This window comes from Flavobacterium sp. 140616W15, from assembly GCF_003668995.1.
Lineage (GTDB): Bacteria > Bacteroidota > Bacteroidia > Flavobacteriales > Flavobacteriaceae > Flavobacterium.
This window is the reverse complement of record NZ_CP033068.1, coordinates 2,635,955-2,660,940: the sequence shown is the minus strand read 5'-3', so window position 1 is coordinate 2,660,940 and position 24,986 is coordinate 2,635,955. Positions and strand designations below refer to the sequence as shown.

Below are 24,986 nucleotides of genomic sequence, written 5' to 3'. Positions count from 1 at the left end.
TCCTTTTTTTATTTCTTCTGTATTGGACTTATTATCTGAACATTTTGAAAAACAATAGCTCCTTTTACAACACCAGCAATCGTGTTTCGTAAGGCATCAATGATTTGAATTTTTAATTCACTTTTTGGATAGATTAAACTTACTTCTCTGGCAGGTTTAGGTTCCTTAAAGTGACGTAGCTTTAATTTGTCTGTTTCTTTTAAATCTATTGTATGTAAATAAGGCAACAAAGTTGTGCCTAAACCCTCGTCTGCCAATTTTATAAGAGTTTCAAAACTACCGCTTTGTATCTGGAAAGCATTGTGCTCAACATCTGTACCGTTTTTGCAAAGATTTAAAATACCATCTCTAAAACAATGTCCATCTTGTAGAAGTAATATCTCGTTGATATTTAAATCAGATACTTCGATTTCTTCTTTTTGAAAAATAGAATGTTGCTCTGGGATATAAGCAACAAAAGGTTCAAAATAAAGAACGATCTCTTTTATTTTTTCATCTTCTAATGGCGTTACTGCAATTGCAGCATCAAGATGTCCATTTTTTAATTTGGTTATAATTTCGTCTGTATTAAGCTCTTCTATTAATAGCTTAACTTTTGGATATTTCTTGATAAAATTATTCAAGAACATTGGTAAAAGCGTAGGCATAACTGTTGGAATAATTCCTAATTTGAATTCGCCACCAATAAAACCTTTTTGTTGTTCGACTATATCTTTTATTCTATCGGCTTCATTAACAATGTTTTTGGCTTGATTTACGATCTTTTGGCCAATTTCAGTAAGTTGAATTGGTTTTTTGCTTCTGTCAAATATTAAGATGCTAAGTTCTTCTTCTATTTTTTGTATTTGCATACTAAGCGTAGGTTGAGTAACGAAGCATTTTTCGGCAGCGAGAGTAAAGTTCTTGTATTCAGCAACGGCTAAAACGTACTGTAGTTGAGTTATGGTCATTTTAATAGTATTTTCTGATGCAAAAATAAGAAAATATAATTTTTTTTATGGCATTTTAGAAAAAGTTATTTTAAATTTACAATTAATAGAAATATAAAATTATTACACTATGAAAACTAATATTTTAGGATTACCAGTAAAAGAGTCAGAATTAATTGTTGAAGAATTAAATGTCTTACTATCAAATTTTCAAGTTTATTATCAGAACTTGCGAGGAATTCACTGGAATATTCGCGGAAAACGTTTTTTTGATTTACATGTAAAGTTTGAAGAATTATATACAGATGCTCAATTAAAGATTGATTTAATTGCTGAGAGAGTTCTTACATTAGGAGGAACACCATTACATACTTTTGAGGATTATATTAAAAATAATAAAATTGTAGTTGGAAAAAATATCTCGAATGATGAAAAAGCAATTCATTTAATTGTGGACTCATTAACAGATTTGCTGAAGATTGAAAGAGATATTTTGGTGAAATCAGATGAAATAAATGATGAAGGTACAAATTCGATGATGAGTGATTTTATCTCTGAGCAAGAGAAAACAATTTGGATGATGAAAGCATGGTTAGAAGAGGATTTGTAAAATCATGAAATAGAATAAATTAAAAAACCAGAACAGCATTACTTAGCAGTTCTGGTTTTTTTGTTAATGTTAAATTTGTTTAAAATTTTCAGCTTAGTGTTTTGATTTTATCAGTTTAGCTCTACTTTTGCACTAATGAAAAAACTCGCTTACACATTATTAATCATTTTTATTGCTTTCTTATCGACGCCACCGATTGTGACGATGATTGAGAAAACATGTGATGTGTCTGCGTTTTATAGTTTTTCAGAAGAAGAACATTCACATAAAGAAGTCAAAGTTTATGTGTATCATCCATCATTTTATGGTGAGTTCAATTTACCTATGTTTGACAAATCAAATCTTATATTGTCAGAAAAATTATCTAAGCACGATAAAATTTCTGCAAGCATTTTTGCGCCTCCACCTAATTTGGCATAGTACATCTGGTTATATTTTTTAAACATTTACTGTATTTTAAGTAATACAGTAGGTATTTTATGAACATTTTTACTATTGTATTATGAAAAGAAAAGTAAATCTTTTTGCCAATCTTAAATCTGATTTTGCGTCAGGTTTAGTAGTTTTTTTAGTGGCTCTCCCATTGTGTTTAGGTATTGCAATGGCTTCTGGAGCTCCTCTGTTTTCTGGAATTATTTCTGGAATTATTGGAGGTATAGTTGTAGGTTATTTAAGTCAATCACATATTAGTGTATCAGGTCCTGCAGCTGGTTTAACAGCAATCATCCTAACAGCAATTACTGACTTAGGAGCCTTTGATGTGTTTTTAACTGCCGTTTTTATTGCAGGATTAATCCAGTTAGGATTAGGTTTCTTGAAAGCGGGGAGTATATCTAATTATTTTCCAACCAATGTAATCGAAGGGATGTTAGCAGGTATCGGAGTTATTATAATTCTGAAACAATTGCCACATGCGTTTGGTTATGATGCTGATTTTGAAGGAGATCAGGCGTTTGTTCAAGCTGATGGAAGTAACACAATTTCATCTTTGTTTGAAATCTTCAACCATATTCATATGGGGGCAGTTATCATTACCCTTGTCTCTTTTGTTATATTAATTGCATGGGATAAAGTTTCTTTTTTGAAAAAGCTTAAATTAATTCCTGGTGCTCTTGTAGCTGTAATTGCAGGGATAATCTTAAATGAAATTTTTATTTCTTCAGGAAGTGCTTTAGCTATTGGTAAAGAGCATTTGGTATCGCTACCAATTCCTACTTCATTTGAAGAATTTAAAGCAATTATTGTAACGCCTAATTTTGCTGGAGTAACGAATCCTCAAGTTTGGGTTGTAGGTATAACAATTGCGATTGTAGCTTCTATCGAGACGTTACTATGTATCGAAGCATCAGATAGAATGGATGCACAAAAGAGATACACAAATACGAATGTTGAGCTTAAAGCACAAGGTATCGGAAACATGGTAAGTGCTCTTTTAGGAGGTTTGCCAATGACATCAGTTGTTGTTAGATCTTCAGCAAATAATAATGCTGGAGCAAAATCAAAAATGTCTGCAATTATCCATGGTGTTTTATTATTGATAAGTGTATTGGCTATTCCAGTTATTTTAAATAAAATTCCATTAGCTACTTTGGCTACTATATTAATATTAGTAGGTTATAAATTGGCTAAACCAGCAACTTTTATTCATTTTTGGGAAAAAGGAAAGTACCAATTCATCCCATTCGTAGCAACCTTAGTATTTGTTGTAGCAACAGATTTGCTTAAAGGAGTTGCTTTAGGGATTGTAATTAGCGTTATTTTCGTCTTGAGAGGTAATTTAAAAAGAGCATATAGCTTCAAAAAGGAAGAATATGCTGATGGAGACGTAATTCATATCGATCTTGCTCAAGAAGTTTCTTTCTTGAATAAAGCTGCTATAAAACTTACATTAAATTCGATTCCAGAAAATTCTAAAGTAATTATCAACGCACAGGATACCGTGTACATTGCTCATGATATTCTAGATTTAATAAAAGAGTTTAAAGAAACAAGAGCTGTTGATCAGAATATTAAAGTGAAGCTTAAAGGATTTAAAAAAGCTTACGAGTTAGAAAACACTCCCGATTTACAAAATCATGTATCTATAGAACATTATTATGATGTTGCAAAAAGAGCAATGGTTAAAAAAACAGAAAAAGAAAAATTTTAAAAATAATAATTAAATAAGCTGTAGTGTTGTGTTTATGGAGGATTAAAAATAAGTAACTTTACATATGACTTTTTTAGAATCCTCTAAACACAAGAAATTGATAGTTATAAAAATAAACAAAATGAAAGAGTTTTATAAACAAATATTAGACAATAATAAAAAGTGGGTTGAAAAATCATTAGCTAGCGATCCTAATTATTTTGCAGATTTAGCAAAAGGACAAACACCACCTTTATTATGGATAGGTTGTTCAGATAGTCGTGTTCCTGCAAACGAAATTATTGGAGCAAAACCAGGTGAAGTTTTTGTACATAGAAATATTGCCAATATGGTTGTTCATTCTGATATGAACATGTTAAGTGTTTTAGATTATGCAGTTAATGTTTTAAAAGTTAAACACGTTATAGTTTGTGGGCATTATGGTTGTGGTGGTGTAAAAACTGCTATGGGTAATCAATCAGTAGGAATTATTGATAACTGGATCCGTCACATTAAAGATGAATACCGCTTACACGATAAGTATTTAAATTCCATTGAAGATGAAACAGAACGTTTCAATGCTTTTGTAGAAGTAAATGCTAAAGAACAAGTTTACAACTTAGCAAAAACTTCTATTGTACAAGGTGCATGGAAAAACGGTCAAGATTTAATGTTGCACGGTTGGGTTTATGGTTTAAATTCAGGATTTGTAACTGATCTAAATGTAAATATTAGTTCGAATGATGAGCTTGATGAAGTTTATCAATTGAAATTGTAAATATGTAAATAAAAAAATCGCCTTTAAAGGCGATTTTTTTTTATTCGTTTTCATCATTTAAGTTCTCATTAAATGCCGATGGCAATAAGGTGGGGATGAACTTGATTAATATAGGTAATAACAAACTTCCACCTGGAAGTAAAAATATTGTTAGTGATGGAATCGTTTTACAAATATCTAATAATTGTTTTTTTACTTTCTTCTTTTCGCTTGCATCTAGATCTCTAAGCGTCGAATTGGCAAGGAGAATCATTAATTCTTTACTTTGGATGATTTCCTTAATGAGTCGGTTTTTATTGCGTTTTATAAGCGTAATAACTCCCATTGTCATTTGGTCATAAAAATGCTTTACCGGATTGGAGTAATTAAAATACGGAATCTCTTTTTTGTGCTCAGTAATAAATGCATTAGTACTTTTAATGCTTTCTGTTACAAAATCATCAGATACCTCTAATATACTTGATAGGGTATGTAAAAAATAAGCTTCTTCATTCTCTATAACGCCATCACTCCATAAAGCCATTCCGGCCATATCAATTAGATAATATTTCTCTAGTTCATTTGTAAAATGATGTAATTGTAATGTCTCTAAGGTTTCAACAGTAACTTTAGAAAATTTGCTATACCGTATTGAAGCCTCAAAAAGTTTAATCAATAAATCATCGTACTGTGATTTATTTGTTTTGGTTTTTAAAGCCAATGCTACAATACTCATAACGGTTTCTTCAATTTTCTTAAGGTATTTCTCAGGAATTGCCCCATGAATTAAATATTGACGAAAAGCCAAAACATCTATAAAAAGTAATGCATTTGTCACTAAATGAGAAAAGTTCTTGCTAATGATACTATCATTCGTCTGAACGCGTTCATTGATAATATTTTCTAAAGTCAATGAATCACTACTTTTTGGGAGTAGTATTTTGAAGGGATTAAAACCTTCGGGATTCATTTGATTATAAAAAGTCAATGCTTCAGTAATAAAACGTTCTGAATTAGTATCGCTTTTAGTTAAAGAGTAAATACCGAATAAAGTATTTAATAAAGCTACTTTTGAAATTTCAGTTTTAAACCAACCTTTTGTCTTAATTGGTACAGGGGTTTCAATTGTAATTATATGACCATAAATGAAACCTGTTGCTCTAACTTTTTGATAAAATGAATTATTAGTTTCAGTAACTATATGTTCTGCGAACTTTTGTTTACTAAAAAATTTATCTATCCAACCAGTTGCTGAAGGGTTAATCATTGCTTTAATTTGAAGCTACAAAGCTATCTTTTTTTTGTGATTTGAGGATTGATTAAAAATAAAAAAACCACCTTACTTTGTTAATAAAATGGTTTTTTTGATAAGTTTATTTGATGATTGCCGAACAAGCAACTCTTGCTCCTGCATTTCCCGCTGGTTGCGAGGTAAAATCATCTGGATCTTGATGTACGATTAATCCTTTTCCTAAAATATCTTTTGCAGGATCACCACAACCGATACACCATTCGTCTGTTTTTAATGTAATAGTTCCGTTTCCTTTTTCATCTGCAGTAAAGTTTCCGATATCACCTTTATGATATTCGCCAACACCCCATTTCCCATGTTTTTTAAATGTTGGATTCCAATGTCCTCCAGCAGAACTTCCATCAGCGGCAGTACAATCTGATTTTTCATGAATGTGTATTGCATGAACTCCGGGTTGTAAACCACTAATTTTTGCAACAAATGTTACTTCACCTTTTTTCTCTACAAAAGTTGCAGTACCAGATACTGAACTATTGCTTTTAGGCTCAAGTGCGATGGTTAATTTTTTAGAATCTTCTGAGTTATTTTTAGTTTTACATCCAGTAATAACCGTAGCAATTACTACAAGAGATAGAATTATTTTTTTCATAATGTATGTGTTTTTTTTAATCAAAAGTAAAGTTAGCTTAAAATTATTAAATTAAAATAAATAGAATGGTAAAAAACGTTACAGCTCAAGTTAAAAAATAAGTGTAAAATCATAAGTGTCGATGAAATATTGCTTAAATTCGTATGTGAATTTAATTGCAATAATGCTAAAAACAGTCTTTTAATAGTTCTTTGTGAAATTTAAAACTTTAAATTATGATAAAAAAAATGGCAATCTTCGCTATATTAGGAATTGTTTTATTTTCATGTGACGCTACAAAAAATAAAGCTACAGTTACAAATGCAGCAACAGAACTTAATGGAACTTGGGAGTTAAATTATATTACAGGACCCAGAATCGCTTTTGACGGTTTGTACCCAAATAAAAAACCAACGATAACTTTTGATACTAAAGAGAATAGAGTTTCTGGAAACAATAGTTGTAACTCTTTTACTGGAAAACTAAATGTTGATGGTCATAAAATTAATTTTAGAGACGGATTAGCAACCACTAAAATGATGTGTATAGATAATCAAGGAGAACAGGTTTTTATGGACACCATGTTAAAGATAACTTCTTATGATATTACAGATAACGGAAAAACATTGAACTTTATTTCTGGTGATATCGCTATGATGCGATTTACAAAAAAATAAAGTTTGTTTGAATTTAATGCAACTAATACTTATTTTATGAAAACTAAATTATCCATTTTATTAGTGCTGTCATTCTTTTTCAGTTTCTCTGTTTTTGCACAAAAAAAATCTTCTAAAGAGCTTAAAGCTGAAAAAGAAATACAGCAGCAAAAACAAATTGAAACTCTAATTGATTCGAAGAACTTTGTGTTCGAAGCTCAGAAACTTTCTCCGCGTGGAGGAAGGATCATCATATTAGATTATAATACTTATTTTTTAGATTTTACTCAAGAAAAAGTAACTTGTGACTTGCCGTTTTTTGGGCGTGGTTATAATATTGCTTATGGAGGAGAGGGAGGTATGAAATTTGAAGGTGCACCCGAAAATATAATAGTTGAAAAAAAGAAAAAGAGCTATAATCTTAAAGCTATTGTTAAAGGGAAAAAAGATGTTTATAACTTGATATTCTCTATTTTTTTTAATGGAAGTACGACACTTTCAATAAATAGTAATAATTTATCATCAATTACATATTATGGTGAAATAAGCGCGCCGAAAGTAGATGCTGATAAAAAATAAAAGCTTCTAGCTAAGGCTCAATTAATACTAATAGAATAAAATTATTACTATAAAATTAAAAACTAAAATTATGAAAAAGGTCCTTATCGTATTATTGTTAGTGGTTTCTGCAAATTCTTTTGCTCAATCTTTAGAGAAAGAAGATTTAGATGTTATTCAAAGTATATATGGAAGATCAAAAGCAGAACTTGTAAAGCAGTATATGAATTTGTCGGATGAGCAAACTACAGCTTTTAAGAAAGTATATGATAATTATGAGGCTGAGCGTAAATCATTAGGAATAACAAAATTAAGATTAGTAGATGATTATGCGGTTAATTATGCTACTCTTACAGATGCTAAAGCCGATGAATTGGCAAAAGGGCTATTGAAAAATAATCTTAGCTATGAGAAATTATATAGCAAAACGTATAACAAAGCTAAAAAGGCGATAGGTGCTATTAATGCTGCCAAATTTGTACAGTTAGAGTTTTATTTACAAACGGCAATTAGCAGTGAAATACAAGATTCTATTCCTTTTATAGGTGAAATTGAAAGATCTAAAGTGAACTAAAAAGGGTAATTTTAGTTTAAAGAAAATGCGTTAACAATTCAAGAAAGTGTTAACGCATTTTTATTTTTATAATGTTTTTATTTTTTTGTTTTCACTTCATAAATAGCATCAACCATTCCGTTTTTGAAAGTGTCTAAAGGTAATTCCCAGAACATGATACCTCCTAATTTTTTAGCTATAGCATATTTGGTTTTCTCTTTTATTGAAGGGAGATCATCTCCTGTAGCAAATTTTTGTTCTTTTTCATTATACCAATATCCTGCTTTTGCTGTATTGTCCCAAAAATATTTCCATCCATTAGCCTCAGTAAAAGTAGTTGCGTAATTTTTGAATGCAACACCTTCAATATGGACTCCCGGTTGATATAAACCATTATTTACATTTGCAACATCTTTCCATATACGAGTGTAAAATGCTCCACCAATTACTAATTTACTAGCTGGTATTCCTATTTTTAATAAATATTCTACTGCTCTGTCAGTAGATTGAGCATCTGGCGTTCCACCATATAAAGGAGCATGATGACCTGTTACAGTAGAGTATCCATTTACTAAATCATAGCTCATTATATTTACACGGTCTACTAATGGCATTACAATTTTCCATTCTATAGATTCATCTAGAAATTTTTGGAAACCTCCAGCAGCAAAACTAAGTTCATGTTTTTTTCCTAAAGCTGTACGTAGTGCTTTTACAAGTTCAGTAAAGTTTGGTTTATCTGCAGCTTGATATAAATGCCCCGGAAGACCTTCGATAGCTGGGTATTCCCAATCTAAGTCTAAACCGTCTGTTTTAAAATAATCATTAATTTCTTTAACTGATTTTGCAAAAACATTTCTTCCTTGTGCAGTAGAGAAAACTTCAGAACATGGTTCACATCCGCCCCATCCGCCAAGAGAAAGCATAATTTTAAGCTTTGGATATGTTTTTTTTAATCCAACCAAATGTTTGATTGCGATAGAATCTTTAGGAGTATCTACACTTAATTTACCATCTTTTAAATGACAGAAGCTAAAAATAATGTGCGTAAGTTTGCTTACATCATACTCGTTAATAAGTTTATCATCACCAGTATAGTAAGCAATAACGTCAATTTTTTTTGCTGATTGTGCAAATGTGTTTGTGGTAAAGCAGCATAGGAGAAAGAAAATAATGGGTTTTAATCTTTTCATGTTTAACATTTTTTAGTTTTTAATAGGTTTTTTTGAATGCTAAATATAAAACATTTCAATCGAAATAGTAATTAAATAGATACACAGTATTGAGCTTATTTGTTATAGTTTTTGTTTTGAGAAACAATTTTTACGGTGTTTTAGGGGGGGAATTATTTCTTTTTCATTAGATTTACAATTCTTCTGTATGAAATTATCAAAGTTATATTTATAAAAACTTCCTCAATCTGAATTTAAAATTTGGATTTACTTTAGATAATAACAGTGAAAAACCATTTTATCATGAATAAATCTAAAAGCTCAAGTGTCTTTAAAACCAATTTTACAAAATCAGTTGCATTACCCAGTTTAACTATAATTATTGCAATCTCATTGTTTTGTGTATTTTTTTCAAAGGATGCAGAGCAGGCACTTAATTTTGTAAAAGACATAATATTTAAAAACTTAAGTTGGCTTTATGTATTATTGGTAACTGTCTTTGTTTTGTTTTTAGTCACATTAGCAATTAGCAAATTTGGTAAAATCAAATTAGGAGCGGATGACTCTGAACCAGAATATTCATTTTTTCATGGATAGCAATGCTTTTTGCCGCAGGAATGGGAATAGGGTTGATGTATTTTGGGGTAGGAGAAACTATGGCGCATTATGCAACGCCAGCTAATGCTAATTTGGCGGATAATTTACGAGCAAAAGAAGCACAATTATATACTTTTTTCCATTGGGGCTTTCATGCCTGGTCTATATACGGTGTTGTTGGACTTTCATTAGCGTATTTTACTTACAGGCATAATTTGCCTCTTGCAATCCGAAGTGGGTTTTATCCGATTTTAAAAAATAGAATTCACGGAAAGTTTGGAAATATTGTAGATGTTTTTGGTTTGTGCAGTACTTTTTTTGGAATTGCAACAACTCTTGGTTTCGGTGTTGTGCAGTTAAGTGCCGGATTAGTAAGTCTTAATGTAATTCCAGAATCTAGTTTTAATTATCAAATTATTATTGTTTTGGTAGTAATGATAATTGCTGTTTCTTCGGCTATTTCAGGTTTAGGAAAAGGGGTTAAAAAACTAAGCGAGCTAAATATTATTATGGCCGTTTTATTAATGTTGTTTATACTTGTTTTCGGGCCAACTATTTATATTCTAAGCACATTTACTGAAGGCTTAGGCCACTATATAAGTCATTTTATTTCGTTGACATTTAATACGTATGCTTACGAAAAAGGAAGCCAGGAATGGTTTTCAAAGTGGACTATTTTGTATTGGGCATGGTGGATTTCCTGGGCACCTTATGTAGGGTTATTTATTGCTAAAATCTCTAAAGGAAGAACTATACGAGAATTTATTTTAGCTGTATTATTTATTCCTGCCTTTTTTAATTTTTTATGGATGACTGTTTTTGGAAGCAGTGCTGTATGGATTGATGAACACATAGCACATGGCGCTTTAAGTGAATTTGCTAAAAATCCAGATACACTTTTATTTGATTTCTTTACCTATTTTCCATTTACTACCTTTTTGAATATTTTATCGATTCTAATTATTTGCGTATTTTTTATCACGTCGGCAGATTCAGGAATTTTTATAATGAATGGTATAGCATCAAAAGGAGCTACAAGCTCACCAAAATGGCAAAGTATTTTTTGGGGAGTTTTATTATCGCTTTTGTCCTTGAGTTTATTACATTCTGGTGGTTTAGCTTCTCTACAGACAATGACATTAATTACCGCTTTACCCTTCGGAATAATTATGTTACTGTTATGTTATAATTTATGGAAAGCATTGGTTGTGGATAGTGAATACGGTGCTAAAAAATATTCGCATGGAAGTTTAAACTGGAATAATACCAACTGGAAGGAACATTTAGAAAAGATTGTGACAGTCTCTAAAAAGAAAGATATTCATGAATTTTTGAATAAAACAGTGAAAAAAGCTTTTGAAGAACTAGTAGTTGAATTGGCTAATAATAATATTGAGGCGCGTATAAATTCTTTTTCTTCACCCCAACAGGCTATCGAGTTAGAAATAGAATATGATGAGTTGCGAAACTTTAAATATGGCGTAATGGCTCAGGGGCAAGCAGTTTCAGAAACATTGCTAAAGGAAAAAAATACTCCAGATATGGATTTGGAAATCATTTTTCAACCAATTACTTATTTCGGAGATCATCGTAAAGGATACGATATCCAATATTTGACTAAAGATGGAATCATCTCAGATGTTTTGAGAGAATATGAACGCTTTTTAAATCTAAGTTCAGAAGGAGATCATGATTTGATTATGAAGCCAAATAGTTAATTAATAACTCAAGATTAAATTCTATCTAACTCTTTGTGAAAGGAACGCAGATGAAACGGATTCGCTAAAGTGAAAACACTGATGAAACGGATTTTATCTTTGATTATTTTTAAATTAGTTTTTAATCCGTGGCTTTACTTTTTTAAATCTGTAATAGCATTATAAAAAAAACCGCAGTGTTTTCGGGACAGCTGCGGTTTTGAACAAATTAAATTGACTAAAAACTATTTTTATTTTAGAAGCAGTATTCGTTTTCTGCAACTAATTTTGAAGTAATCGTTTCTCTAAGCGCTACTACATTTGGCATATTAGTGTATTTTGTAAAACGGCGTAATCCCATTAACATCATACGTTGTTCGTCACCTTCAGCAAAAGAAGCAATACCTTCTTTACCTCTTAGGTTTACGATATCAACAGCTTTATACAAGTATAATTTTGCCATTGCAATTTGCTCTTGTACTTTTGCTTCTCCTTCTTTTTTGGCTAATTTTTCAGTTCTAAGAATAGTACTTTCTGCCATATAGATTTCGATTAAAATATCAGATGCAGCCATTAATAATTGTTGGTGAGCATCTAAGTCTGGACCATATTTTTGTACAGCACTTCCAGCAACCATTAAGAAAACTTTTTTAAGGTTTGCAACGATTCCTTTTTCTTCAGCAAATAATTCAGAGAAATCAGGAGTGTCAAAAGAAGGAATACCCATTAATTCTTCAGATACTTTCATAGCAGGACCTAATAAATCAACATGGCCTTTCATGGCTTTCTTGATTAACATACCTACAGAAAGCATTCTGTTAATTTCGTTTGTACCTTCGTAAATACGAGCAATTCTAGCATCTCTCCAAGCACTTTCCATTGGAGTATCTTCAGAGAATCCCATTCCACCAAAAATTTGAATTCCTTCGTCAGCACAATTCTGAACATCTTCAGAAACAGCAACTTTAAGGATAGAACACTCAATTGCGTACTCTTCAACACCTTTTAATTCTGCTTCTTGATGAGAAGAACCTTCAGCTTCACGAGCGATAATTCTGTCTTCAATATCTTTTGCTGCACGGTAAGAAGCACTTTCTCCTGCGTAGCAATTTGTTGCCATTTCTGCTAATTTAGAACGAATTGCTCCAAATTGAGAAATTGCAGTATTAAATTGGATTCTTTCGTTAGCATATTTTACAGCTCCAGAAGTAACTCTTCTTTGTGCATCAAGACAAGCAGCTGCTAGTTTAATACGTCCAACATTTAATGCATTCATTGCAATCTTGAAACCGTTTCCTCTTTCAGAAAGCATATTTTCTACAGGAACTTTGGTATCATTAAAGAAAACCTGACGAGTAGATGAAGCACGGATTCCTAATTTATGTTCTTCTTCATTCATAGAAATTCCATTAGATGGATCATTTTCTACGATAAAACCTGTAATATTTTTATCATCACCAATACGAGCAAAAACGATAAATACGCTACAGAATCCTGCATTCGAAATCCACATTTTTTGTCCTGTAATAGAGTAGTATTTTCCATCTTCAGATAAAACTGCTTTAGTTTTTCCTGAGTTTGCATCAGATCCAGCTCCTGGTTCTGTTAAGCAATAAGCTCCAAACCATTCACCCGATGCTAATTTAGGAACGTATTTTTTCTTTTGCTCTTCTGTACCATATAAAGTAATTGGCATAGTTCCGATACCTGTATGAGCACCAAAAGCAGTAGAGAACGAACCTGTAGCACCTGAGATATAATCACATACCAACATTGTTGATACGAATCCCATTCCTAATCCGCCATACTCTTCTGGAACTGCAACTCCAAGAAGTCCTAGTTCACCTGCTTTACGCATGCTTTCTTCTGTAAAAGCGTAATCTTTTTTCTCGAAGCGATTTTTGTTAGGCCAAATTTCTTTGTCTACAAACTCTTTTACAGAGTCACGCATCATTAATTGCTCTTCCGAAAAATCTTCTGGTGTAAAGATGTCTTCGCACTTTGTTTCTTTTACTAGGAATTGACCTCCACGGGTTACGTTTTTTTCGATTGTATCTGCCATTTTGTTTTTGTTTTTTATGAAAGAAAATAGAATAAAGAGTATAGAAAATAGACTTTTACTTTAGTCCGTTTTGAAAACCCATTGTCATCCTTTGGAATTCTTCTATTTTAATTTCTAATTGGTTAAATTGTATCTCGTTTATATATTTTCTATGTTTCGCAATCAATAATTGTGTGATTAGTTCAAATGAAGAACCAAGAGAAATGTTTAAAAAATGACTGAAAGACTTATCTGTTCTTGAAGATCCTTCGGCAATATTACTAGGCATCGAAACAGAACATCTGCTTATTTGAGAACTCAAGTCATATCGTTCGTGTTTTGGAAATTCTATTAATACATCTGAAATTTCATTAGCAATTGCAATTCCAATCTTCCAAATCTTTAAGTTCTTATAATTATGTCTCATGTTTTTTGAGTCAAGTTAAGAAATTAAAATAAAAAAGTAAGATTAGTACTATTTTATTTGATTTAAAACATTTTGTCATTCCAAAAAGAGATTTCTTTATTCTCAAAAAACATCTATCTTCTTTATTCTGTTCTCTTTATTCTATTCTCTTTATTAAAGAACCTCGTAAATCCCAGCAGAACCTTGTCCTGTTCCTACGCACATAGAAACGATTCCGTATTTGCTGCCTCTGCGTTTCATTTCGTCGAATAATTGAACAGAAAGTTTAGCACCAGTACAACCTAGAGGGTGACCTAATGCGATTGCTCCACCATTTACGTTTACGATATCAGGGTTTAATCCTAACTCACGAACAACAGCTAATGATTGAGAAGCAAAAGCCTCGTTTAACTCCACTAAATCAATATCTTTTAATTGTAATCCTGCTTGTTTTAAGGCTTTCGGGATAGCTTTTACTGGTCCGATTCCCATGATTCTTGGTTCAACACCTGATGAAGCAAAGTTTACTAATCTAGCGATAGGCTCAAGGTTTAATTCTTTTACCATATCCTCGCTCATGATTAAAACAAAAGCTGCACCATCACTCATTTGAGAAGAGTTACCAGCAGTTACACTTCCGTCAGCAGCAAAAACAGGTCTTAAACCAGCCAAAGCTTCTTTAGAAGTTCCAGCACGTGGCCCTTCGTCTTTGTTTACAACATATGATTTTGTTTCTTTTTTACCATTTTCATTAATGAAAGTTTGCTCAACTGTAATCGGAACGATTTGTTTGTCGAATTTACCTTCAGCTTGCGCTTTTAATGCTTTGATATGAGAGTTGTAAGCAAACTCATCTTGATCTTCTCTGGAAATTTTATATTGGTTAGCAACCGCTTCAGCAGTTAATCCCATTCCCCAGTAATAATCTTCGTGACCTTCGGCAGCAAGTTTATAATCTGGAGTTGGTTTGTAACCTCCCATCGGAATAAAACTCATACTTTCGGCACCACCAGCGATGATACAATCTGCCATTCCTGATTGGATTTTTGCAGTTGCCATTCCGATAGTTTCTAATCCAGATGCACAGTAACGGTTTACGGTTACACCAGGAACATCTTCTACTTTTAATCCCATAAGAGAGATTAAACGACCAACGTTAAGTCCTTGTTCAGCTTCTGGCATGGCATTCCCTACCATAACATCATCAATACGTTTTTTGTCAAAATCAGGCAGTTCAGCCATCATATACTGAATGGTTTCTGCTGCTAATTCATCAGGTCTTTTAAATCTAAAAACTCCTTTTGGTGCTTTTCCTACCGCAGTACGGTATGCTTTTACTATATATGCTGTTTTCATTTGTTTTGTTTTTTAAGATCATAGAAAATAGATCATAGAAAATAGACTGTTACTTTGTCTCAAAATCTATATTCTTTTCTCTTTGTTCTATTTTTAAGAGTTTAGAAGATAGAGTATAGAAAATAGACTGTTATTTTGTCTCAAAATCTATATTCTATTCTTTTTGTTCTATTTTTAAGAGTTTAGAAGATAGATCATAGAAAATAGACTGTTACTTTGTCTCAAAATCTATATTCTTTTTTCTATATTCTTTTTTCTTTGTTCTATTTTCTAATTTCTAAGTGGTTTTCCTTTAGTTAACATATATTGAATTCTTTCCAATGTTTTTCTTTCAGTACAAAGGGATAAGAAAGCTTCACGTTCGATATCTAATAAATATTGCTCAGATACTAAAGTCGCTTCAGATAAATCACCACCAGCCATTACGTATGCCAGTTTGTTAGCGATTTTCTTGTCGTGCTCAGAAATGTATTTTCCAGCTTCCATTTGATCTGTTCCAACTAAGAACATTCCAAGAGCTTGTTTTCCTAATACTTTTACATCCGTTCTTCTTATTGGTTGAGTATAACCAGCTTCAGCCATTAACAATGCATGCTTTTTAGCTTCAGCGATCTGACGATCTTTGTTTACTACAATAATATCTTTACCATGTTGTAAAAGTCCAGTGTCAAAAGCTTCATAACCAGAAGTTGATACTTTTGCCATAGCAATAGTCAAGAAATATTCTTGAAGAACGTTTAATTCCACATCGTTTTTACGGAAAAGGTCAGATGCTCTTAAAGCCATTTCTTTTGATCCACCACCACCAGGAAGTACACCAACACCAAATTCAACTAATCCCATATACGTTTCAGCAGCAGCAACCACTTTATCAGCATGTAAGCTCATTTCGCATCCACCGCCAAAAGTCATTCCGTGAGGTGCTACAACAACAGGAATTCCTGAGTAACGTACGCGCATCATAGTGTCCTGGAACATTTTGATAGCCATATTTAACTCATCATATTCTTGCTCAACAGCCATCATAAAAATCATTCCGATATTAGCACCTACAGAAAAATTTGCTGCTTGGTTACCAATAACTAAACCTTGGTATTCTTTTTCAGATAAGTCAATTGCTTTATTGATAGCCTGTAATACATCGCCACCAATAGTATTCATTTTTGATTGGAATTCTAAGTTTAGGATTCCGTCTCCTAGATCTTGGATAATTGCACCACTATTGCTCCAAACTTTTTTGCTTTCGCGAATGTTGTTTAGGATAATGAATGCATCTTGTCCTGGAACTTTAGTTTGTGATTTTGTTGGAATGTTGTAAAAATAAGTAGCGCCTTCTTTTACAGAGTAGAAGCTTTTGCTTCCAGAAGCTATCATATCGTTTACCCATGCAGCTGGAGCTAAACCTTCAGCTTTCATGATTTCGATTCCGTTTTCGACACCAATAGCATCCCAAATTTCGAAAGGACCATTTTCCCATCCGAAACCAGCTTTCATGGCATCGTCAATTTTATATAATTCGTCTGATATTTCAGGAATTCTGTTTGACACATAAGCAAACATTCCAGCGAAACTCTTACGGTAAAATTCTCCTGCTTTATCTTTTCCTTTCACCAAAACTTTAAAACGATTGATAGGTTTATCAATTGTTTTAGTTAATTCAAGCGTAGCAAAATTTGCTTTTTTAGCAGCACGATATTCTAAAGTGTCTAAGTCAAGTGTAAGGATGTCTCTATCTACTTTTTTGTAGAAACCTTGTCCTGTTTTGCTTCCTAACCAATTATTCTCCATCATTTTTGTGATGAAATCAGGAAGTTTAAATAATTCGTGTTGCTCATCAGTTGGGCAGTTTTCATAAATACCATTAGCAACGTGTACTAATGTATCTAAACCAACAACGTCAACCGTACGGAAAGTAGCCGATTTTGGACGGCCAATAACTGGACCAGTCAATTTATCAACTTCTTCGATAGTTAATCCCATTTCTTTAACTAAGTGGAATAAACTCTGGATACCATAAATACCAATTCTGTTTCCAATAAATGCTGGAGTATCTTTAGCAACAACCGAAGTTTTTCCTAAAAATTTAGATCCATATTCATTTAAGAAATCCAATACTTCAGTTGAAGTTTTTGGACCAGGAATAATTTCAAACAATTTTAAGTAACGCGCAGGGTTAAAAAAGTGTGTTCCGCAGAAATGTTGTTGAAAATCTTCGCTTCTTCCTTCGCTCATAAAATGAATCGGAATACCAGAAGTGTTTGATGTTACTAAAGTTCCTGGTTTACGGAATTTCTCGATTTGTTCAAAAACTAATTTTTTAATATCCAGACGTTCTACAACAACTTCAATAATCCAATCAACATTGGCAATTTTTGCCATATCATCAGTTGTATTTCCAGTCGTGATTCTGTTTGCGAATTTCTGACTGTAAATAGGTGATGGTTTAGATTTTAATGAGTTAGCAAGATGTTCATTTACAATTCTGTTTCTTACGGCTTTGCTTTCTAGAGTTAAGCCTTTTTTAGTTTCGGCCTCGGTTAACTCACGTGGAATGATGTCAAGGAGTAAAACTTCAACACCAATGTTAGCAAAATGACAAGCTATTCCTGAACCCATAATTCCAGATCCAATTACGGCAACTTTTTTAATTGTGCGTTTCATTTTCTGTTTTTTCTGTTTGATTAAATATATTTTTATCTTGTATTAATTCATTTATTATTTCTGAAACCTCAATAAAATGTTTTAATTTTTCTTCAGAAATGTGGTTTCTAACTGTTTCATTAAATTTCAAGACTGTATTTTTAGATAACTCTCTTTTTTCTTTTCCAAATTCAGTTAGATAAATTAAAACCCCTCGGCCATCGGTTGGATTTTTCTTTCGAACAATCAAGCCTTTGTCTTCCATAGATTTGAGCGTTCTGGTTAAGCTGGTAGCTTCCATTCCCATTCTAGGACCTAATGCTGTCGATGGAGTGCCTTCCTCTTTATCGATGCTTAATAGCGCAAAACCAGTAGCCATTGTCCCATCATATTTTGCAGCCTCTTCATTGTACATTCTTGATACAGCTTGCCAGGTTGCGCGTAAAATATAATCTATAGTCTTTTCTTTCATTTGGTAGATTGTATTTGATTATTTAATTTTAATGTGAAATACATTACGATAGTATCTTTTGCATTAATTTAAATCGAATTCGTTTATTGGCAACTATATCGATTTCAAATATAATAAAAAAATATTATGCATGCATAGTATTTCAAAAAATATTTTTTAGTTTGTTAAATGTTAGCTCTGAAATAGAGTTGGTTAAGTTTTCTATTTATCGAATGAAATATAATATTTTTTTTGAAATTTTAGATGTTCGATTATCTGAAAAGTTACATCAGCTCAGTAAATTAGGATCTCGGATTGATATGTCTTGAAAGATATTTCTTTAATTTAAAAAACAGAAAAAATTATTCTCCATATTTAAGTAAAGCTTTCTTTAGTTTATCTTTTATCCGCAATCGCAATCCATTGGGACTAATAACTTCTAATCCATCACCAAAACCCAAAAGCAAGCGTTCTATTTCATAATTAGTCTTGAGTTTTAGTGTAATAATGATGCTTCCGTCCTCATTTTCTTTTTCTAGCTTTTGCGAAGCATGAAAAGGCTTTGTTAAAACATAAGGAGCATTTTCTTTATCAATCCAAAGTTCAATTTTTCTAGCGTTCATTCCTTGGTTCACAGTTACCCCAACCACATCCTTATAAAAATCCTCGGCATCAAATACTTCTTCTATATAAGGGAGGTTAAAATCAAAATCGATACTGGTAATTCGGTCAAGAGCTAAATTGGTTATCGGCTGCCCCCCTTTTTTCTTTCCTACCAAAAACCAACGATTGTTAAACTCCTTTAAAATAAAAGGATGAAAATTAAATTTTTGTTCTTCTCTGGATTTAAAAGATTTATAGGTGATAACAAGAACAATTTTTTTGATGATGGCTTGATAAATTTCATCTAGATAATGTAATCCTTTTAAGTTTTCATTTTTATCAAGATAAATTACCGAATTAGTATGCGATTTCTCCGAATAGATTTTATCTTCCAAACGCTGTAAAATATCCGAAACATCACTAAATAAGGAGAAATCCTTAAACTGTTTTAGCATAGAAACTGTTTCTGTTAGAACATTCATATCAGTTTCTGTAAGTGGAATATCAGTAATTGAGAAATCCTCTTCATCGTACTTGTAAAACTTTTTATCATAAACTACGATAGGAGCATTGTATCCGAGTTTTTCGCTACGCATAAGTTGAATATCCATTTGTATGGTACGTTTGCTTATTCGGTTCTCACGACCTTCATATTCAAATAATGCATCTGAACAGGCTTCGATTAAATCGTCGAGAGTCCAGGTCCTGTATTGGTTCTGCAGGCATTTATCGATTGTTTTGTAGCGTATTAAGGCATTTTTATTTTGTGACATACTATCTTTTTTTGTTGAAAAGTTACACTCCCAATAGCTATCGGGAGTGGCTTAAAAAATAAAACTCTGCGACTTTACGAGATTCAATTTTAGCTTAATAACTTTATTTCTTTTTGAATATTCATTCTTGCTTTCTCCTCATATAAATTCCTGAATTCGTCTGTTTGAAAAATAGATTCATTTTCCAGAAAATGTTTTAAAGCTTTTGCGCGTCCGGGTTTGTATAATAAATCAGGATAAATGCGGTATTCTTTTCTTATTTGTTCAAAGTAAACTTGATAATCTTCCCAATCTCGGGCAAGAATTTTTAAATCAAAATCGATTAGCCAATTAATATCTTCAATTGCATTGTGTTGATGTTGCTGTGTTGCACAAATAGTATCAAAAACCAATTGTCTATCAAATGAAATATTCTCGGGTAAAACGGATAACGCATATTGGGCACTTTTGAGTTCATTATCTTTTTTACGGCTATTGTATATGTAGTCATGATAAAAAATAGAAAATAAAATTTCGTTTGGTTTTTGAAGTTTATCAAGATACGTTTCAAAACTAAAAATCATATCCTTTATATGAGTCAAATTGTGGTAATGTCTTGATTTATTAGAATATGCCTTTTCAAGATCGAACCAATTTTTCTGAATCTCATTTGTTGAAAAACCAATATGTATAAGCAGTTCAGTATATTTTTCTTTTAGATTCATGTTGTTTTTTTACTCAAATATAAAATTCTTTTTTTGCTACGCAAAATAACTGCGCACTACTTCAGAAATCTTTGCTCAAGAAATAAAACGATACTGATTGTCTAATTTTAAAACCAGAAATTATGAAATTCAATTTTTTAAATAAAGAGAAAAAAAATATAGTTAATTACGAAAATGCTGTTGCTTTTCCGTTAACACCAGAATACGAATTGTACGGAGCAGTTGTGACAACAAGTTTGAATGCATCGTTTTATGAGAAAGATACAACACGTTTGGATCGAATAAAAGATTTAATTCAAAAAAGCAACCCAGTATTCGTAGCCAAGTTAGCGGTTTATGCCCGTAATGAAATGCATATGCGTTCAGTACCATTAGTTTTGATAGTCGAGTTGGCTAAAATATATTCAGGAGATGCTTTAATCAGTAAAATGATCACACATGTAATCCAACGTGCAGATGAGATAACCGAATTATTAGCGTATTATCAAATGGCAAACGACCGAAATGGTGTTAAAAAATTAAACCGTTTGTCTAAACAAATACAAAAAGGTTTGGCGTATTCATTCAATAAATTTGATGAGTACCAATTTGCAAAATACAACCGAGATGGTGTGGTGAAATTAAAAGACGCTTTGTTTTTGGTTCATCCAAAAGCGAAAGATGAAGCACAACAAGCGTTGTTCAATAAAATAGTGAACGATACTTTAGAAACACCTTACACTTGGGAAACCGAATTGTCAAAATTAGGTCAGTCTAACTATAAAAATGATGCTGAAAAACAAAAAGCATTCACTCAAAAATGGGAAGAATTGATCGATAGCAACAAAATAGGTTATATGGCTTTGATGCGTAATTTGCGAAACATCATGGAGGCAAATGTGTCTGGTTTTCATATCGAAAAAGTATGTGATTACCTTGCTAATGAAAAAGCCGTTTTGAACTCGAAACAGTTACCATTCCGATTCTTGGCTGCATATCGTGAGTTAAAAGACTTGCCATCAAAATACACTTCAATAGTTTTGGATGCTTTAGAAAGTGCTGTAATGGTCAGTGCTCAAAACATAAAAGGTTTTGCCACCAATACAGCTGTTGTGATCGCTTGCGATGTTTCGGGTTCTATGCAACAAAACATATCACCGAAAAGTAAAGTAATGTTGTATGATATAGGTTTAATGTTAGGTATGTTGATGCAAAGTCGTTGCAAAAATGTGGTGAGCGGTATGTTTGGTGACCGATGGAAAATAATCAATATGCCAAAACGAAGCGTATTGTCTAATGTTAATGAATATTACAAACGTGAAGGTGAAGTAGGTTATTCTACAAACGGTCATTTGGTCTTGGAAGATTTAATCTACCGAAATGAAATAGTAGATAAAGTGATGTTGTTTACAGATGTTCAAATGTGGAATAGTAATATGACAAATGATTCATTTGCAAAATCATGGAATCGATACAAAAGTATTGCACCAAATGCGAAATTGTATTTGTTTGATTTGGCTGGTTACGGTCAGGTACCAATAAATATAGAAAAAAACGATGTTTATTTAATAGCTGGTTGGTCAGACAAAGTGTTTGATGTATTGCATGCTTTAGAAGATAAAGGAAGTGCATTAAATTACATTAACCGAATAGAATTGTAAAAATAAAAATCTACTGCGCGAAATAATTGCGCAGTAGTATTTGAATCTTTGCAACAGAAAAAAAATAAAAACAAGTGTCGTAGATAAGTGTTACTTCGCATTGATAACGCCCAGGACGTGGATTCGAACCCCACCAATTCTGTTTAATTACAGGAATGTAGCTCAGTGGTTAGAGCAGGACATGTCACCTATTACTAGTTGCCTTGTTTTAAAAAAAAAGTATTGGTTTCGTAAATAAGAGTTACTTCTGGGGAATTGTAGTACAGGTTCGAATCCTGTTCTGTTTAGACTGATAGTGAAATGGTAACACACAATTATATAGTCTCTTATTGATTATTATCCAATATTATAAAATAAAAGAATGTCGTAAATAAGAGTTACTTCGTCCCATTAAGGGGAGGAATAACGAAGTTGTAGAATCAGCAAGGTTATCCAGTTCGACTCTGGCTAGACATGCCCCGTTTCTCTTATTGCTTTTTACTTCTTTTTTTACCGAAAAATGTCGTGTGTGAGAGATACTTCGTTCCAAAAAGACTTTCATCAATTGTTACTTTTTCAAATTTTAGTAGATGCCGTGTATAAAGTGTTACTTCGTCTCTTAATGAAAATCATCACTTATACAATATTGCTCTTAAAAAAAGAGTGTCGTCAGGAAATGGTTACTTCGTTCCAAAGAAAATTAAACCATTCCTAAACATTACCTCTTTTAAAATTAAAAACTGCGCAAAATAAATGCGTAGTAGTTTTTGAATCTTTGTTTAACAAAAAGAAGAAATGAATACAGTATTATTAAAAGAGATGATTTCCAAAAATTATATTAGAGTAAACAAACACCCTAATTATGATTTATACATTTATAATTATACCCAAAGTGCCCAATTCGAAAGAATATGGAATGAGGTTACATTAAACTGTAGAGGATTAATTCTTGATGAAAATTTTAATGTGATTGCAAGACCATTTCCTAAGTTCTTTAATTTAGGAGAAATGGAAAACCAAACAATTCCTAATACAACTTTTGAAGTGTATGATAAAGCCGATGGTTCAATGGGGATTTTGTATTGGATAGATGAAATACCATTTATAGCCAGTAGAGGTTCGTTTTCAAGTGATCAGTCAGATAAAGCAAACAAAATGTTACATGGGAAATACAAAAAATCATGGTCGCATTTGGATAAAAATAAAACTTATTTATTTGAGATTATATATCCTCAAAATCGAATTGTTTTAGATTATGGAGCTGCAGAAGAATTGGTTTTACTGGCAATTATCGATATCCAATCGGGAGAAGAGTTTGCGCTGGAAGATATTGGTTTTCCTATTGTAGAAAAATACGACGGAATTAACGATATTGGTTCATTAGCAGCAATGAATAAAGACAATAAAGAAGGGTTTGTTATTAAATATTCGAATAATTTTAGAGTCAAAATCAAATTTGAAGAATATCTTCGTTTGCACCGAATCATCACTCAGGTTTCTAATTTGAACATTTGGGAATATTTGAAAACCAACCAACCAATACAAGAAGTTTTGGAACGTGTTCCTGATGAATTTTTCAATTGGGTGAAAGAAACAAAAAGAGATTTAGAAAATCAATATGCGGTAATCGAAAATCAATGTAAAGCAGATTATAAGGTATTCGAAACTGTCAAAGAAACAGCCTTGTATTTTCAAACATGTAAACATCAGGGAGTATTATTTGCAATGCTTAAAAACAGAGATTATTCAGAAATAATTTGGAGAATGATTCGACCAACATTCGAAAAACCATTTAATAGAGAAGAAAACTAAAATGAGAAAAGTAATTTTAATGAAAGGATTGCCTGGAAGTGGAAAATCGACTTTGGCGAAAAAGATAATCTCAGAGAATCCAGAATCATATAAAAGAATCAATAGAGACGATTTACGAGCAATGTTCGATAACGGAACAACAAGCCAAAGCAATGAAAAGTTTGTAAAAAAAGTACGTGATATTTTAATCGTAAAATGTCTGGAAGAAGGAAAAAGTATCGTGGTAGATGATACTAATTTATCCGAAACGAATATGAGACGAGTTACACAATTGGTTCAGGAATACAACACAAAATACAACGAAAAGGTTATTGTTGAGGTTATCGAAGTAAATACAGATGTTGCAGTTTGTATTGAGCGAGATGCATTAAGAGAAAAACCAGTTGGAGAAAAAGTGATTCGAAAAATGCATGAACAATTTTTTAAAGATTCACCAGAATACGCAATCCAAAATCCAGAATTGCCAAAAGCAATTATCTGCGATCTAGATGGAACTTTGGCATTAATGAATGGGAGAAATCCTTTTGATGCAAGTAAATGCGATCAGGATGAATTAAATGAACCAGTAGCTAATGTGTTGAGAAACTACAAGAAATTAGGATATGAAATATTGTTGGTTTCAGGTAGAGAAAATAGATACAAAGAACCAACGTTGAGGTTTCTTGAAAAACATACAATAGAATTCGATGACCTAATCATGCGAAAAAGTCAGGATAACCGAAAAGATTCGATCATCAAAACCGAAATCTATAACGAATCTATAAAAGATAAATACTTTGTAGAGTTTGTTCTCGATGATAGAAACCAAGTAGTAGATACATGGCGAAAAGATCTGAAATTACCGTGCTTCCAAGTGTATTATGGGGATTTTTAGATTCTTTTTAAGGCTCAATGGTTATGTAGAGTAGACACTGAGGGAAATAAAAATAATCCAACAGACGGAGGTTCAAATCCTTCCTGCGCAGCTAATAAGTCGCGGTAGTTTAGTATGGGAAAATAGTTGGTTATTTAAAGGTTCAAAGGTTTTTAACCGCAAAGTTCGCA

At 32.1% G+C, this 24,986-nt stretch carries 21 protein-coding genes, 1 tRNA gene and 1 pseudogene; 12 read left to right on the top strand and 11 right to left on the bottom strand.

Annotated features, from left to right (window positions below; translation table 11 throughout):
- Positions 1 to 8: 8 nt before the first annotated feature.
- A complete protein-coding gene (locus EAG11_RS11325) occupies positions 9 to 950 on the bottom strand; it encodes a LysR substrate-binding domain-containing protein (RefSeq protein WP_129539277.1) in 942 nt (313 codons plus the stop codon).
- A 109-nt stretch (positions 951 to 1,059) separates the two neighbouring features.
- Between EAG11_RS11325 and EAG11_RS11320 the strand changes: the two genes are divergently transcribed.
- The 4 genes from EAG11_RS11320 (at position 1,060) to can (ending at position 4,445) form a co-directional block, all read left to right on the top strand.
- Positions 1,060 to 1,539, top strand: coding sequence for a Dps family protein (locus EAG11_RS11320; RefSeq protein ID WP_129539276.1), 480 nt, complete (start codon positions 1,060 to 1,062; stop codon positions 1,537 to 1,539).
- 135 nt (positions 1,540 to 1,674) lie between these two features.
- On the top strand, positions 1,675 to 1,959 hold the full coding sequence (locus EAG11_RS11315) for a hypothetical protein (protein ID WP_129539275.1): 285 nt from the start codon (positions 1,675 to 1,677) through the stop codon (positions 1,957 to 1,959).
- 82 nt (positions 1,960 to 2,041) lie between these two features.
- On the top strand, positions 2,042 to 3,688 hold the full coding sequence (locus tag EAG11_RS11310) for a SulP family inorganic anion transporter (RefSeq protein WP_129539274.1): 1,647 nt from the start codon (positions 2,042 to 2,044) through the stop codon (positions 3,686 to 3,688).
- 121 nt (positions 3,689 to 3,809) lie between these two features.
- Entirely contained in the window at positions 3,810 to 4,445 is a 636-nt protein-coding gene (can, locus tag EAG11_RS11305) for a carbonate dehydratase (protein ID WP_129539273.1), read from the top strand.
- 40 nt (positions 4,446 to 4,485) lie between these two features.
- Here the strand turns inward: can and EAG11_RS11300 are convergent, their stop codons facing one another.
- Together EAG11_RS11300 and EAG11_RS11295 are read right to left on the bottom strand one after the other, a co-directional pair.
- Complete coding sequence (locus EAG11_RS11300) at positions 4,486 to 5,691, bottom strand: LETM1-related biofilm-associated protein (RefSeq protein WP_129539272.1); 1,206 nt, start codon at positions 5,689 to 5,691, stop codon at positions 4,486 to 4,488.
- Between the two features lie 106 nt (positions 5,692 to 5,797).
- The gene (locus EAG11_RS11295) at positions 5,798 to 6,325 is read right to left on the bottom strand and encodes a superoxide dismutase family protein (protein WP_129539271.1); all 528 of its coding nucleotides are present in this window, start codon (positions 6,323 to 6,325) and stop codon (positions 5,798 to 5,800) included.
- A 215-nt stretch (positions 6,326 to 6,540) separates the two neighbouring features.
- Here EAG11_RS11295 and EAG11_RS11290 point away from each other — a divergent pair, with 215 nt between their 5' ends.
- The 3 genes from EAG11_RS11290 to EAG11_RS11280 all read left to right on the top strand — a co-directional run bounded on the left by EAG11_RS11290 (position 6,541) and on the right by EAG11_RS11280 (position 8,092).
- The gene (locus EAG11_RS11290) at positions 6,541 to 6,981 is read left to right on the top strand and encodes an META domain-containing protein (RefSeq protein ID WP_129539270.1); all 441 of its coding nucleotides are present in this window, start codon (positions 6,541 to 6,543) and stop codon (positions 6,979 to 6,981) included.
- Between the two features lie 36 nt (positions 6,982 to 7,017).
- Entirely contained in the window at positions 7,018 to 7,539 is a 522-nt protein-coding gene (locus tag EAG11_RS11285) for a DUF4251 domain-containing protein (RefSeq protein ID WP_129539269.1), read from the top strand.
- 70 nt (positions 7,540 to 7,609) lie between these two features.
- Positions 7,610 to 8,092, top strand: coding sequence for a hypothetical protein (locus tag EAG11_RS11280; protein WP_129539268.1), 483 nt, complete (start codon positions 7,610 to 7,612; stop codon positions 8,090 to 8,092).
- A gap of 77 nt (positions 8,093 to 8,169) precedes the next feature.
- On the opposite strand, the gene EAG11_RS11275 is transcribed toward EAG11_RS11280, so the two are convergent.
- Positions 8,170 to 9,264 carry a glycoside hydrolase family 18 protein gene (locus EAG11_RS11275; RefSeq protein WP_129539267.1) on the bottom strand — a complete coding sequence of 365 codons (1,095 nt, stop codon included), beginning with the start codon at positions 9,262 to 9,264 and terminating at the stop codon, positions 8,170 to 8,172.
- A gap of 282 nt (positions 9,265 to 9,546) precedes the next feature.
- Here EAG11_RS11275 and EAG11_RS11270 point away from each other — a divergent pair.
- Positions 9,547 to 11,558: pseudogene (locus EAG11_RS11270) on the top strand (BCCT family transporter).
- Positions 11,559 to 11,793: 235 nt separating this feature from the next.
- Here EAG11_RS11270 and EAG11_RS11265 read toward each other — a convergent pair.
- From EAG11_RS11265 to EAG11_RS11235, 7 genes are all read right to left on the bottom strand, one after another.
- A complete protein-coding gene (locus EAG11_RS11265; protein WP_129539266.1) occupies positions 11,794 to 13,599 on the bottom strand; it encodes an acyl-CoA dehydrogenase family protein in 1,806 nt (601 codons plus the stop codon).
- A 55-nt stretch (positions 13,600 to 13,654) separates the two neighbouring features.
- Positions 13,655 to 14,005 carry a four helix bundle protein gene (locus tag EAG11_RS11260; protein WP_129539265.1) on the bottom strand — a complete coding sequence of 117 codons (351 nt, stop codon included), beginning with the start codon at positions 14,003 to 14,005 and terminating at the stop codon, positions 13,655 to 13,657.
- Positions 14,006 to 14,158: 153 nt separating this feature from the next.
- Entirely contained in the window at positions 14,159 to 15,340 is a 1,182-nt protein-coding gene (locus EAG11_RS11255) for an acetyl-CoA C-acyltransferase (RefSeq protein ID WP_039118976.1), read from the bottom strand.
- Between the two features lie 270 nt (positions 15,341 to 15,610).
- The gene (locus EAG11_RS11250; protein ID WP_129539264.1) at positions 15,611 to 18,001 is read right to left on the bottom strand and encodes a 3-hydroxyacyl-CoA dehydrogenase/enoyl-CoA hydratase family protein; all 2,391 of its coding nucleotides are present in this window, start codon (positions 17,999 to 18,001) and stop codon (positions 15,611 to 15,613) included.
- Entirely contained in the window at positions 17,985 to 18,452 is a 468-nt protein-coding gene (locus EAG11_RS11245; RefSeq protein ID WP_129539263.1) for a MarR family winged helix-turn-helix transcriptional regulator, read from the bottom strand. The genes EAG11_RS11250 and EAG11_RS11245 overlap by 17 nt, the downstream gene beginning before the upstream one ends.
- Positions 18,453 to 18,793: 341 nt before the next feature.
- A complete protein-coding gene (locus EAG11_RS11240; RefSeq protein ID WP_129539262.1) occupies positions 18,794 to 19,807 on the bottom strand; it encodes a YafY family protein in 1,014 nt (337 codons plus the stop codon).
- 89 nt (positions 19,808 to 19,896) lie between these two features.
- Positions 19,897 to 20,511, bottom strand: a complete 615-nt coding sequence (locus EAG11_RS11235; protein WP_129539261.1) for a hypothetical protein — start codon at positions 20,509 to 20,511, stop codon at positions 19,897 to 19,899.
- Positions 20,512 to 20,633: 122 nt separating this feature from the next.
- Between EAG11_RS11235 and EAG11_RS11230 the strand changes: the two genes are divergently transcribed.
- The 4 genes from EAG11_RS11230 to EAG11_RS11220 all read left to right on the top strand — a co-directional run bounded on the left by EAG11_RS11230 (position 20,634) and on the right by EAG11_RS11220 (position 24,816).
- Positions 20,634 to 22,151, top strand: a complete 1,518-nt coding sequence (locus EAG11_RS11230) for a TROVE domain-containing protein (protein ID WP_129539260.1) — start codon at positions 20,634 to 20,636, stop codon at positions 22,149 to 22,151.
- Between the two features lie 153 nt (positions 22,152 to 22,304).
- Positions 22,305 to 22,438 (top strand) — tRNA-OTHER (locus EAG11_RS21740).
- Between the two features lie 487 nt (positions 22,439 to 22,925).
- Positions 22,926 to 23,942 carry a T4 RnlA family RNA ligase gene (locus EAG11_RS11225; protein ID WP_129539259.1) on the top strand — a complete coding sequence of 339 codons (1,017 nt, stop codon included), beginning with the start codon at positions 22,926 to 22,928 and terminating at the stop codon, positions 23,940 to 23,942.
- A gap of 1 nt (position 23,943) precedes the next feature.
- Complete coding sequence (locus tag EAG11_RS11220; protein ID WP_129539258.1) at positions 23,944 to 24,816, top strand: AAA family ATPase; 873 nt, start codon at positions 23,944 to 23,946, stop codon at positions 24,814 to 24,816.
- Positions 24,817 to 24,986 lie beyond the last annotated feature (170 nt).